The sequence below is a fragment of the Enterobacter cloacae complex sp. P6RS genome (genome assembly GCF_014982245.1).
Lineage (GTDB): Bacteria > Pseudomonadota > Gammaproteobacteria > Enterobacterales > Enterobacteriaceae > Enterobacter > Enterobacter bugandensis.
In genome coordinates, this window is the sequence record NZ_JADCLB010000004.1 from 186,189 (window position 1) to 198,871 (window position 12,683).

The 12,683-nt window shown below is 53.3% G+C and carries 13 protein-coding genes and 1 tRNA gene; 7 read left to right on the forward strand and 7 right to left on the reverse strand.

Going from position 1 to position 12,683, the window contains the following annotated elements; genetic code table 11:
* Positions 1–7: 7 nt before the first annotated feature.
* Genes INF73_RS03175 through ureG form a run of 3 tightly spaced genes read left to right on the forward strand, consistent with a single transcriptional unit; the run spans position 8 to position 1,848 of the window.
* Complete coding sequence (locus tag INF73_RS03175) at positions 8–547, forward strand: HupE/UreJ family protein (protein WP_028014468.1); 540 nt, start codon at positions 8–10, stop codon at positions 545–547.
* Positions 547–1,221, forward strand: coding sequence for an urease accessory protein UreF (locus INF73_RS03180; RefSeq protein ID WP_193540975.1), 675 nt, complete (start codon positions 547–549; stop codon positions 1,219–1,221). Before INF73_RS03175 ends, INF73_RS03180 begins: the two co-directional genes overlap by 1 nt.
* Positions 1,222–1,230: 9 nt before the next feature.
* Positions 1,231–1,848, forward strand: a complete 618-nt coding sequence (gene ureG / locus INF73_RS03185) for an urease accessory protein UreG (RefSeq protein WP_022651876.1) — start codon at positions 1,231–1,233, stop codon at positions 1,846–1,848.
* A gap of 47 nt (positions 1,849–1,895) precedes the next feature.
* Here ureG and tsaD read toward each other — a convergent pair whose 3' ends face one another.
* Entirely contained in the window at positions 1,896–2,909 is a 1,014-nt protein-coding gene (gene tsaD / locus INF73_RS03190) for a tRNA (adenosine(37)-N6)-threonylcarbamoyltransferase complex transferase subunit TsaD (RefSeq protein WP_028014471.1), read from the reverse strand.
* Positions 2,910–3,145: 236 nt separating this feature from the next.
* Here tsaD and rpsU point away from each other — a divergent pair, with 236 nt between their 5' ends.
* From rpsU to rpoD, 3 genes are all read left to right on the forward strand, one after another.
* The gene (gene rpsU / locus INF73_RS03195) at positions 3,146–3,361 is read left to right on the forward strand and encodes a 30S ribosomal protein S21 (protein WP_001144069.1); all 216 of its coding nucleotides are present in this window, start codon (positions 3,146–3,148) and stop codon (positions 3,359–3,361) included.
* A 115-nt stretch (positions 3,362–3,476) separates the two neighbouring features.
* Positions 3,477–5,222 (forward strand): DNA primase, encoded by a 1,746-nt coding sequence (gene dnaG, locus INF73_RS03200; RefSeq protein ID WP_028014472.1) that lies wholly within the window; start codon positions 3,477–3,479, stop codon positions 5,220–5,222.
* 153 nt (positions 5,223–5,375) lie between these two features.
* Positions 5,376–7,220 (forward strand): RNA polymerase sigma factor RpoD, encoded by a 1,845-nt coding sequence (rpoD, locus tag INF73_RS03205; RefSeq protein ID WP_028014473.1) that lies wholly within the window; start codon positions 5,376–5,378, stop codon positions 7,218–7,220.
* A gap of 103 nt (positions 7,221–7,323) precedes the next feature.
* Here the strand turns inward: rpoD and mug are convergent, their stop codons facing one another.
* Positions 7,324–7,830, reverse strand: coding sequence for a G/U mismatch-specific DNA glycosylase (mug, locus tag INF73_RS03210; RefSeq protein ID WP_023333460.1), 507 nt, complete (start codon positions 7,828–7,830; stop codon positions 7,324–7,326).
* 124 nt (positions 7,831–7,954) lie between these two features.
* Here mug and INF73_RS03215 point away from each other — a divergent pair.
* Positions 7,955–8,030, forward strand: a tRNA-Ile gene (locus INF73_RS03215).
* Between the two features lie 181 nt (positions 8,031–8,211).
* Here the strand turns inward: INF73_RS03215 and INF73_RS03220 are convergent.
* From INF73_RS03220 to INF73_RS03240, 5 genes are all read right to left on the reverse strand, one after another.
* Complete coding sequence (locus INF73_RS03220) at positions 8,212–8,898, reverse strand: hypothetical protein (RefSeq protein ID WP_193540977.1); 687 nt, start codon at positions 8,896–8,898, stop codon at positions 8,212–8,214.
* Between the two features lie 106 nt (positions 8,899–9,004).
* On the reverse strand, positions 9,005–9,520 hold the full coding sequence (locus INF73_RS03225; RefSeq protein WP_193540979.1) for a terminase small subunit: 516 nt from the start codon (positions 9,518–9,520) through the stop codon (positions 9,005–9,007).
* Between the two features lie 165 nt (positions 9,521–9,685).
* Positions 9,686–9,991: a major capsid protein gene (locus INF73_RS03230; protein WP_370551783.1), complete on the reverse strand. Its 306-nt coding sequence runs from the start codon at positions 9,989–9,991 to the stop codon at positions 9,686–9,688.
* 762 nt (positions 9,992–10,753) lie between these two features.
* Positions 10,754–11,245 (reverse strand): hypothetical protein, encoded by a 492-nt coding sequence (locus INF73_RS03235; RefSeq protein WP_193031397.1) that lies wholly within the window; start codon positions 11,243–11,245, stop codon positions 10,754–10,756.
* 1,207 nt (positions 11,246–12,452) lie between these two features.
* Positions 12,453–12,653, reverse strand: a complete 201-nt coding sequence (locus INF73_RS03240) for an ogr/Delta-like zinc finger family protein (RefSeq protein WP_045631357.1) — start codon at positions 12,651–12,653, stop codon at positions 12,453–12,455.
* Positions 12,654–12,683 lie beyond the last annotated feature (30 nt).

Below are 12,683 nucleotides of genomic sequence, written 5' to 3' on the forward strand. Positions count from 1 at the left end.
ATCAATCATGCGTAAGTATTTACCGCTGTTACTGCTGGCTTTTTCCGTTCCCGCGCTCGCGCATCCCGGCCACGGCGCCGACAGCTTTCAGGCCGGTTTTCTCCACCCGCTGACCGGGCTCGATCACCTGCTGATGCTGACCGGGGCTGGCGTACTGTCTGCCCTGAGCGGCCGCAGGCTGCTACTGCCTTTAGCGACCCTCGGCATGATGCTTGTTGGCGCCGTTGCGGGCAGCCTGCTCGGCGGCTTTAGCGGCATGGAGATGCTGATTATCGCCTCGCTGGCGGTCTGCGGCGTGATGATGTTTAAAACCGAAAACCGCCTGCTGCTGGCGGTGCCTGCCCTGGCGATGTTCCACGGCTGGGCGCACGGCGTGGAGATGTCTGGCCACAGCTTCTGGCTGTTCACCAGCGGTTTTATGCTGGCCAGCGCGACGGTGCTGTGCGCCAGTTTCGCCGCAGGCTTGCTGCTGCGCCGCCACGACGGGCTGCGTAAAACCTTCGGCGGCGGGCTGATCGTCTCCGCCCTGCTGGCGCTGATGAGCTGATGGAGCACGCCCGCCAGCGGCTGCTCCTGATGCAGCTCTCCAGCAGCAGCCTGCCGGTCGGGTCGTTTACCTGGTCGCAGGGGCTGGAGTGGGCCGTAGAGGCGGGCTGGGTTACGAGCACCGACGCCTTCAGACGCTGGCAGATCCAGCAGATGGAGCAGAGCTTTTTCTGCGTCGATCTGCCGATGTTTATCCGGCTGTTCCGGGCCTGCGAACAGCAGGACGTCGCGGCAGCAAAACGCTGGACGGCATATCTGCTCGCCTGCCGGGAAACGCGCGAGCTGCGCGAAGAGGAGCGCAACCGTGGGGCGGCCTTTACGCGCCTGATTAAAAGCTGGGAGCCGAACTGCCCGGCAGAGTGGCTGCCGCTGTTTGCGCAGAGCCAGCTCTGCGGCATGGCGTGGCTCGGCGTGCACTGGGGCATTGGCGCGCGCGAGCTGGCGCTGAGCCTCGGCTACAGCTGGATAGAGAGCGCAGTGATGGCGGGCGTCAAGCTCGTCCCCTTCGGACAGCAGGCGGCGCAGCAGCTGATTATCGAGCTGAGCGACCATTTTGCCGCCGGGTTTGAACAGGCATTTTTACGTGGCGACGACGCGCTGGGGGCAGCTACGCCACTGTCGGCCATCGCCTCCGCGCGCCACGAAACACAATATTCACGACTATTCCGTTCCTGAGGAGTCAACATGGCTGATTACAAACATCCCCTGCGCGTGGGCGTGGGCGGTCCGGTAGGATCGGGCAAAACCGCGCTGCTGGAAGCGCTCTGCAAGGCGATGCGCGACACGTATCACCTAGCGGTGGTGACCAACGATATCTACACCAAAGAGGATCAGCGCATCCTCACCGAGGCGGGCGCGCTTGAGCCGGAGCGCATCGTGGGCGTGGAGACGGGCGGCTGCCCGCATACCGCCATCCGCGAAGATGCCTCAATGAACCTCGCGGCGGTAGAAGCACTCAGCGAGAAGTTCGGTAATCTGGATCTGATCTTCGTTGAAAGCGGCGGGGACAACCTGAGCGCGACCTTCAGCCCGGAGCTGGCGGACCTGACTATTTACGTGATCGACGTGGCCGAAGGGGAAAAAATCCCGCGCAAGGGCGGACCGGGGATCACCAAATCCGATTTCCTGGTGATCAACAAAACCGATCTTGCGCCCTACGTCGGTGCGTCGCTGGAGGTGATGGAGCGTGATACCAACCGCATGCGCGGCGAGCGCCCGTGGACCTTTACCAACCTGAAGGCGGGTGACGGTCTGGGGACGATTATTGCGTTTCTGGAAGAGAAAGGGATGCTGCGGGTGTAGTCGTAAATTTCCCTCTCCCTGTGGGGAGAGGGTTAGGAATGAGGGGGTTACGCCTCAGGCAGTTCCGCCAGCGGCCAGCGCGGACGCACGGACACGCTCAGGTCGGACGTTGCGCCCGCATTCAGGCGCACCATGCCGGCGTAGGCGATCATCGCCCCGTTATCGGTACAGAATTCCGGACGCGCGTAGAACACTTCTCCGCGACGCTTTTGCATCATCTCCGCAAGCTTCGCGCGCAGCGTGCGGTTGGCGCTGACGCCGCCCGCCATCACCAGACGCTTGAAGCCGGTCTGATCCAGCGCACGCTTGCACTTGATCATCAGCGTATCCACCACCGCATCTTCGAACGCGCGGGCGATATCGGCGCGGGTCTGGTCGCTGTCGTCGTTATTGCGGATAGTATTCGCCGCGAAGGTTTTCAGCCCGGAGAAGCTGAAGTCCAGCCCCGGACGGTCGGTCATCGGGCGCGGGAAGACAAAGCGCCCTTCCGTTCCCTGCGACGCCATTTTAGAGAGCATCGGGCCGCCAGGGTAGTCCAGGCCCAGCAGCTTGGCGGTTTTATCGAAGGCTTCACCGGCGGCGTCATCGATCGACTCGCCCAGCAGCTCGTACTTGCCAATACCCGTTACGCTAATCAGCTGGGTATGCCCACCGGAGACCAGCAGCGCCACGAACGGGAATTCGGGCGGATTCTCTTCCAGCATCGGTGCCAGAAGATGCCCTTCCATGTGGTGAACCGGAATGGCGGGAACGTCCCACGCGAAGGCCAGCGAACGCCCCACCGTTGCGCCGACCAGCAGCGCGCCGACCAGGCCCGGACCGGCGGTATAGGCTACGGCGTCAATATCGGTTGAGCTTAATCCGGCCTCTTTCAGCGCCGCCTGAATCAGGGGCACCGTTTTACGCACGTGGTCACGAGAGGCCAGTTCAGGTACGACGCCGCCGTAGTCAGCGTGCAATTTCACCTGACTATACAGCTGGTTGGCCAGAAGCCCTTTTTCGTCGTCGTAAATGGCGATGCCGGTTTCATCGCAGGATGTTTCAATACCCAGTACACGCATGACTTGTTTTACCTCGTTTCAATACCGCGCAGTGTAGAGCCTGGGCGGGTTGATGTAAAACTTTGTTCGCCCCAGGAAGAAGGCTCGTGTATACTCCTCACCCTTATTAAAGTCCCTTTCAAAATCGCATCGGTGCTTTACAAAGCAGCAGCATTTGCAGTAAAATTCCGCACCATTTTGAAATAAGCTGGCGTTGATGCCAGCGGCAAACCGAATTTATTAAAGGTGAGAGTTACATGCCGGTAATTAAAGTACGTGAAAACGAGCCGTTCGACGTAGCACTGCGTCGCTTCAAACGTTCATGCGAGAAAGCAGGTGTTCTGGCTGAAGTTCGTCGTCGTGAGTTTTATGAAAAACCAACGACCGAACGTAAGCGCGCTAAAGCTTCCGCTGTGAAACGTCACGCGAAGAAACTGGCTCGCGAAAACGCACGCCGTACTCGTCTGTACTAATCTATTGAGGGCCAACGCCCTCAATTGACAGACAGAGTAGTAGTCGTAAGGCCGTGCTTCCGGAAGGAATGCGCGGCTTGTTTTCGTTTATAAGTCGCTTAAATTTTTGGGGCATATGGCCGGAAGAATCCCACGCGTTTTCATCAATGACCTGCTCGCCAGAACCGACATCGTCGATCTCATCGACGCGCGGGTAAAGCTGAAAAAGCAGGGCAAGAACTACCATGCGTGCTGTCCGTTCCATAACGAAAAAACCCCCTCCTTCACCGTAAACGGTGAAAAGCAGTTTTACCATTGCTTCGGCTGTGGCGCACACGGTAATGCCGTCGATTTTTTAATGAACTACGACAAGCTCGAGTTCGTTGAAACCGTCGAAGAGCTGGCGGCGATGCATAATCTTGAAGTGCCGTATGAAGCAGGCAGTGGGCCAAGTCAGATCGAGCGCCATCAGCGGCAAACGCTGTATCAACTGATGGATGGCCTGAATTCGTTTTACCAACAGTCTCTTAAGCACTCTGCGGCTGAGCCTGCGCGTCAGTATCTGAACAAGCGCGGACTGAGCGACGATGTGATTGCGCGTTTCGCTATTGGTTACGCCCCGCCCGGCTGGGACAACGTGTTAAAGCGTTTTGGCGGCAATAGCGAAGATCGTAAATCCCTCATCGACGCAGGCATGCTGGTCACTAACGACCAGGGACGAAGCTACGACCGCTTCCGTGAACGGGTGATGTTCCCGATCCGCGACAAGCGTGGCCGGGTAATTGGTTTTGGTGGTCGCGTATTGGGTGATGCCCTGCCGAAATACCTAAACTCTCCGGAAACCGATATTTTCCATAAGGGCCGCCAGTTGTACGGTCTTTATGAGGCGCAGCAGGACAATGCGGAACCTCCGCGTCTGCTGGTCGTCGAAGGCTATATGGACGTCGTTGCGCTGGCGCAGTACGACATTAACTACGCGGTTGCGTCGTTAGGTACGTCCACCACTGCCGATCATATTCAACTGCTGTTTAGGGTGACCAACAACGTCATCTGCTGTTACGACGGTGACCGAGCCGGACGCGACGCCGCCTGGCGAGCGCTGGAAACCGCGCTGCCGTATATGACCGACGGACGTCAGCTACGCTTTATGTTCCTGCCCGACGGTGAAGACCCGGATACGCTGGTGCGTAAAGAGGGCAAAGCGGCATTCGAAGCGCGGATGGAGCAGGCACAGCCGCTCTCCACGTTTCTGTTTAACAGCCTGATGCCGCAGGTGGATTTGAGTACCCCTGACGGGCGCGCGCAGCTCAGTACTCTGGCGCTGCCGTTAATCAGCCAGGTGCCCGGCGAAACGCTGCGCATCTACCTGCGTCAGGAGTTAGGCAACAAGCTCGGTATCCTGGATGACAGCCAGCTTGAACGTTTAATGCCTAAACAGGCTGAAAACGGCACGGTTCGCCCCGCGCCTCAGCTAAAACGCACAACCATGCGTATACTGATAGGGTTACTGGTGCAAAACCCCGAACTTGCTCCGCAAGTGCCGTCGCTGGCGGGTTTGAACCACGAAAAGTTGCCCGGACTTGGCTTATTTTCAGAACTGGTCAACACTTGTTTGTCTCAGCCAGGTCTGACCACCGGACAACTTTTAGAGCATTATCGCGGCACAAAAGAGGCCGCTACCCTTGAAAAACTGTCGATGTGGGACGATATAGCAGATAAGGAAATTGCAGAAAAAACGTTCACCGACTCGCTCAACCATATGTTTGATTCGATGCTTGAGTTGCGCCAGGAAGAGTTGATAGCTCGCGAGCGCACCCATGGCTTAAGCAGCGAAGAACGCCGGGAGCTCTGGATGATTAACCAGGAACTGGCGAAGAAATAAAAAATTTAACGGCTTAAGTGCCGAATATCGATCGGGAAGCCCCCGGCAGCCGCACTGAGAGGCAGCGGCAAAAATATAAGTACGCCCTCGCTTTAAAGGTTGGCAGCACCATCGCCGACACCAATCAAACGAATTAAGTGTGGATACCGTCTTATGGAGCAAAACCCGCAGTCACAGCTGAAACTTCTTGTCCAACGCGGTAAGGAGCAAGGCTATCTGACCTATGCCGAGGTCAATGACCATCTGCCGGAAGATATCGTCGATTCAGACCAGATCGAAGACATCATCCAAATGATCAATGACATGGGCATTCAGGTGATGGAAGAAGCACCGGATGCCGATGATCTGTTGCTGGCTGAAACCTCCAACAACACTGACGAAGATGCGGAAGAAGCTGCTGCACAGGTTCTGTCCAGCGTGGAATCTGAAATCGGGCGTACCACTGACCCGGTCCGCATGTACATGCGCGAAATGGGTACCGTTGAACTGTTGACCCGCGAAGGCGAAATTGACATCGCAAAACGCATCGAAGACGGGATCAACCAGGTTCAGTGCTCTGTTGCCGAATACCCGGAAGCGATTACCTATCTGCTGGAGCAGTACGATCGCGTTGAAGCGGAAGAAGCGCGCCTGTCTGACCTGATCACCGGTTTTGTCGACCCGAACGCTGAAGAAGATATGGCGCCTACCGCCACTCACGTCGGTTCTGAGCTGTCTCAGGAAGAGATGGATGACGACGAAGATGAAGATGAGGAAGAAGACGACGACAGCGCGGACGATGACAACAGCATCGACCCGGAACTGGCGCGCGAGAAGTTTGCCGAGCTGCGTACCCAGTACGAAGTAACGCGTGACACCATCAAAGCGAAAGGCCGCAGCCATGCCGCCGCTCAGGAAGAGATCCTGAAGCTGTCTGAAGTATTCAAACAGTTCCGCCTGGTGCCAAAACAGTTCGACTACCTGGTAAACAGCATGCGCGTGATGATGGATCGCGTACGCACCCAGGAACGCATCATCATGAAGCTGTGCGTTGAGCAGTGCAAAATGCCGAAGAAGAACTTCATCACCCTCTTCACCGGCAACGAAACCAGCGAAACCTGGTTCAACGCGGCTATCGCGATGAACAAGCCGTGGTCTGAAAAACTGCACGACGTGAAGGACGATGTCTATCGCGGTCTGCAGAAGCTGCAGCAAATTGAAGAAGAGACCGGCCTGACCATTGAGCAGGTCAAAGACATCAACCGTCGTATGTCCATCGGTGAAGCGAAAGCCCGCCGTGCGAAGAAAGAGATGGTTGAGGCGAACTTGCGTCTGGTTATCTCTATCGCTAAGAAATACACCAACCGCGGTCTCCAGTTCCTGGATCTGATTCAGGAAGGCAACATCGGTCTGATGAAAGCGGTAGATAAGTTTGAATACCGTCGTGGTTACAAGTTCTCTACTTACGCGACATGGTGGATCCGTCAGGCGATCACCCGCTCTATCGCGGACCAGGCACGCACCATCCGTATTCCGGTTCATATGATTGAGACCATCAACAAGCTCAACCGTATCTCCCGCCAGATGCTGCAGGAGATGGGCCGCGAGCCGACGCCAGAAGAGCTGGCCGAGCGCATGCTGATGCCGGAAGACAAGATCCGTAAAGTGCTGAAGATCGCCAAAGAGCCAATCTCCATGGAAACACCGATCGGTGACGATGAAGATTCGCATCTGGGGGATTTCATCGAGGATACCACCCTCGAGCTGCCGCTGGACTCGGCTACTACCGAGAGCCTGCGTGCCGCCACGCACGACGTTCTGGCTGGCCTGACCGCCCGTGAAGCAAAAGTGCTGCGTATGCGTTTCGGTATCGATATGAACACCGACCACACGCTGGAAGAAGTGGGTAAACAGTTCGATGTGACACGCGAACGTATCCGTCAGATCGAAGCGAAGGCGCTGCGTAAGCTGCGTCATCCAAGCCGCTCTGAAGTGCTGCGTAGCTTCCTGGACGACTAATCCTGGTAAACAGCAAAAAGCTCCCAATCGGGAGCTTTTTTTTTGTTTATTCCCTCTCTCTTTGGGAGAGGGTCAGGGTGAGTGCAACAGTCCGCAGAAGCCCCTAAAGCCCCCGCACCATCAGCGCCTCATCCAACTCCCTGTAGGCCTCCACCAGCTTGTCCAGCGTCGCTCTGTTGAGCCCGCTAGGATTCGGCAACACCCACACCTGCGTAACGCCAATGGTGATGCTCTGCTTACCCCACTTAGCCCCGCGCTGGCTGAACGCCTGCTCGTAGGCCTGCTTACCGAGGATCGCCAGCGCGGCCGGCTGGTAGTCTTCAATCTTCTTCACCAGCTCCCGCCCGCCGCTGCGCAGTTCATGCAGGTTGACCTCGCTTGCCTGTACCGTCGGCCGCTCGACCAACATGGTGATCCCGCAGCGCGTATCCAGCAAATGCTGCTCCTCTTCCGGCTTGAGTAACCTGTCGGTAAACCCGGCCTGGTAGATCACCTTCCAGAAGCGATTGCCCGGATGGGCGAAGTGAAAGCCGGTGTGCGCCGAGGACTTTCCCGGGTTGATTCCGCAAAATACCACCCGCAGGCCAGGGGCCAGAATGTCGTTGATCATCTTTACTCCCACTGATACGTCGTTATGGAAGTATAAAGGATTGATAATGCGTTGTTTATAAAAACAGCAGGCAGGTGTGAATGGCTGGATTGCTGCGGGGAGTTACTTTATAATTCACCGCCACGGCCCCTTAGCTCAGTGGTTAGAGCAGGCGACTCATAATCGCTTGGTCGCTGGTTCAAGTCCAGCAGGGGCCACCAGATACAGCAAGGGCTGAAGAGAAATCTCCGGCCCTTTCGCTTTTCTTGGGGATACTTCGGGGATACTTTCTACAGGTAAACTTAGTGACCAATGGGTCATAATCGCTTGGTCGCTCTAGCGACGCCCTAGAACCTAAACGTAAAAAAAGCCGCAAACGCGGCTTAAATAAATCTGACGGCTTTAAAGACCCAGGCTTCTTTTCACTAACTCACCAACGATCGGCCACATAACCGGTTGTACTGATTCCCATACAGGGCCACAAACCTTAGCCAGTAACGATTTCGCTTCCTTCCCATCTCCTTCGTTAGCTGCAGCTACAGCAGCCGCAATATCCCCGCGCTGACTGGAATCAATAGGCTTCCCCTGAGCTTCAAGGATAGAAACCAGTTTCGCAACGATTTCGGAATCAGACGCAGTAGAAATATTTAACGATTGAGAAACAGTCTCACCTTGTCCGAGTTGAGTGTTAGTGAATTGCCCGCCAGTAATTGTCAGATTATTTACTATCCGCTGAACTTTTTGCGGCCGATTAGGTGCCTTTCTTGACTCCTTATAACCGGCTTCAGTTAAATAAACAAATTCTCGTTTGCTATAAGAGGCGATGATAATAACAGAACTATTCCTATCATTATCGTACATGGCCATCGGACCCGTTTTTATCATCTTTGCTTTTTCAAGGTCTCCAAATGCAACCTCAAAATCAACAGAGGTGAAATCTGCAACACTACATACCGCAGTAGCCAAAGCTTCAATGTTAGGCCCTTCATATCCCTTCTTTAAATCTTGAGCGGTCAATCCCCTATCGGTGAAATCAGCCAAAAGAGTACCCAAAATTTGTTTTGCTGCTTCATCTAATTGTCCGGCCATTTCCATTACCTTATGATTGACTAGTCATTACAATAAATATGGTCTTTTTCTCAAATAGCAACTAGCGAACTTAACATTTTCAGTGACCTGCAAGCTGGTTCACACTTTAAGCTTGCTCACTTTGATACGTAGCGATGTATTCAGCAGCCAGCTCCGGCAGACGTTCGCCCACTCCGGCGGCACGGTTCGACGCTTTGGCTATTTCTTTGCGCAGCCTCTCGAGCTGGTTATCTGGCATCTGCGGAAAAGCGCGGTCCATGGTCAGCGGCAGGCCGTCCAGAATTGAGGAGATTTCCCCGGCCAGCCGGGAAAGCGCCCAGATGATAAACTCCGTGTCGATAACCTTCCCGTTCTTACGCTTGGTCTTCAGCTCATGCATATCAGCCTGGGCGTTAGTCAGCCGGATCCGAGCCTTAAGCAGCTCCTCGTCGTCAGCGTCCACGGGTTCCGGCTCCGCCTGGCGCAGCTGCGCATTCAGCAGACGGTTACGCAGGACACTGGCCACGTCGTAGAACGCCTCACGCCCTTCTCGCCGGGCAGGCTCCACGCCCCATTTATCAAACGCGCTGACGCTGACATCACAGCTTTTAGCCATCGTTTTTTTGTTAAGTAAATGCTGCATCTTTTTTCACATCTCTTTAACGTTATTTTTTGTACAGGTTGTTGTATTTAACCTGGATTATTCATTTAAATCATAATGTTAACAGCAACAACAAAACCACCACCACCCCTCTCAGAAAAAGGTCGTATATAGCGGAAACCTGCGGGTTGCCTGACATATCAGTCATCACCTCGCTCGGCCAGCGTGGGACAAGTTTCGAAACGTCGATCTCTTTTTTGGCTTGAGGTAGCCCGGAGTGAATGATTTAGTCTCGTAGCCTTTGTCACGCATTACACGGCTGCCAACCATAGGCGAGCAGAACGCCGCCATAGGCACGTCAGAGGAATCAATCAGGTCGAGAGCGATATCACGCGCCGGTGAAGTTACTTCCTGACGGAAGAACAGGCTCAGGAAAAGGTTGGTTTTAGTTTTATCCGCCGTAGTGATTACGGAGATGAGTTCTGAGGGAGTGTAGGGAATAATTTCTGCCACTGTTATTTCTCACAAAGCTAAGAGTGGAGAAAGTCTAATCAGGGTGTGCCAGGGTGAAAATACGGGCGCGGGGTTTCGCTTTGTCATAGTGCATCAGCGTTAAAATTACTCGTTACGGCTGGCGCTCAGTGGCACATCGGAGAGGCGTGCGGTGCCGGTTTGACGGTGCAAATCAGTCAAGGCTGCTATCTGATTGATATTTAGCCGCAGGTTTTTGAGCTCTTTATCCATGATGGTGAACACTAATTATACAAATCATCATCTTCGAAATTTATCAACTAACAAAATCAATAAATTAGCCAGATGATGATGTCGCTTAAAACCGAAAAATTAGTTTTTTTTCCACGCTGTTACCGTCCCGTGGTTTTCATTTCATCCGGGAGAACCTATGAGGAGGGTTGTAAACGATACGAAAAAACCCAGCCGAAGCTGGGTTTGATTAGCGGTCTTCTCAGCTGCAAACATTGCAGAGAGGGATGACAAAAACTTTACCACGTTTAGGGTAAATGACTTTGCCTGACGGGTCTTTCTTGTTAGCTCGGAAAATAACTTCACAAGAATTACCACAACGTGGGCAATATCCAGTAGCCATGACGTTTATCCTGTTCATATACACAGCTGTAATCCTATCCAGCCTTGTGTATGCCCCGGTTAACCGCTATTCTTAAGTTCTCACGCAAAAGAGTTACAGTTAACCTGTGCTCTGGAAGAAAATCCGTTTTCTTCCCCCTAAAGCCCTGCTGGAAAGCAGGGCTTTTTTGTTTAGTCGCTTGCTGAATTAGGTACGGCAAACGACTCGACAATATTACTGATTCTTTTCGCCTCGTCTTTAGTCAGATCACGAGGCAGATTACTAATCATAACGATCAGCTCTTCACGGAGCGGAATAGGCAATTCAAACGTTTTTGCAGCATTACTCATTGCAATAGCCATAGGAGATTGCGTAGTTTTTACTGGCGATCTGCGCTGTTTAACCGTCACGTCTTCACCTTTCTCATGAGCGATAAATTTTGCTACAGCTCCGTTAAAACGACTGATGTAAGATTTATGAGTATCATCTGCAATACCATTGAACATGACGTAAGTATCGATAATATCGACCGTATCCCAATGCTCTGCTGGCTGATCATCAGATATTAAATCTTTGACCAGATAGCAAACGCTACGAACGTTGCCTGCAGTACTTGGTGAAGCCCCAGTTATCTCAGCATACTGGTCTATAAATTTGTAAAAGTTAGCTTTGGACAAGTCCATAACTCTAACCTCCTTAAGCTAGCAGAGCTCAACATATAGTCATAATGGCACAACAATCCCAACCGCGCAAGATCACAACACACAAGATCTTTAAAGATCTGTAGGATTAACACACTATTTTGGATTGGAGTTGATTGGAGTGAGTAGGAGTTAATAGCAATGATGCGTTATGAGCAAGGGAGAAGCAAAGTATACGTTGTATGGTGCGTGATGTTGTCGAATTACATATGTTATCCATCCCACCTCGCGCATATCTTGCCGCACTTATTTGGATTTCAAAGGGGTGACTTCGGCCATTACATCCACTTCAATCACCCCATCACGTACCAGCTTCTCAAGCCATCTACTGAAAGATTTTTGCGCCTTATCTCCCAGTAAAGCGATCATGTCGTCACGCAGGACAGAACGGTTACAAGGTTCACCTTTGGCTTTCCGGCTGCGGATAGACTGCCAGAGCGCGGCATGGTTCCCGGTCAGGTGTTTAACCTCTGCCAGCTCCGGATCGGGTTCCTGAGGTTCGCGTGGCGTGTCGCGCAGCTCATCGATGCCACCAACTCGCCGTCGCGGTCTGTGAATAATTCCGCTTCCCTCAGATTAAACGCTGCCGGCCGCGGTTCCTCAGCATCCTTCATCTTGGTGCAGGTCAGGATAATTGCGCCGCCCTCACCCAGCGTGCGGAAAGCAAGTTCTCTGGCCTAGTCTATGGTGAGATCGGGAAATTTCCCCAATGTTACCCGGTAAATTTTTCCGTCACGTTTTCGAACAACACAAAAACTACGGGTGCAGTTAGACGTGATCCTCAGTCTTAAGCCGTTTACCGCGGCATCGGCATACTCTGCTCGTTTCCCCTCAGCGGGGATCGGCAACTCCAGTAGGGCCGCTTTGGTGAACCTGAAGGTGTTCATTAAAAGCACTTTCCTAAAATGATCGTTTGGTCGCGTCCGGGATTCCGGGGATACTTCGGGGATACCGCAGACGGGTAATAATGGGTCATTTTAGGTAATCAAAATGGTCAGACCAATACATTAAGTGCTTGTTTTTCATTATCAATGATTTATGGGTTAAATCCGGTCGCCTGACTCATAATCGCTTGGTCGCTGGTTCAAGTCCAGCTGGGGCCACCAAATTTTAGATGTAGAATCAAAGAATTAAGCCACTCGATTGAGTGGCTTTTTTATTGGTTTTTTATGAGCCGGTGGCACCGCCGTTAACCGTGGCTCATCGAAGCCGTTCGGACACGTTCAGAGGCGCCAGGAGTTGCAATCAGACGCTCTACGGATTCCATCGTCACGAACGTACAGCTGCAGTCCACATTGGTGCACTGATGATAGCGCTCTTTGGTGTTTTCACTTAAATAGCGACTGGTACGCGCATGCGCTGAATGCTTGCACTTAGGACAATGAAACATACACCCTCCGTTTAATTCACTTTATGTGAA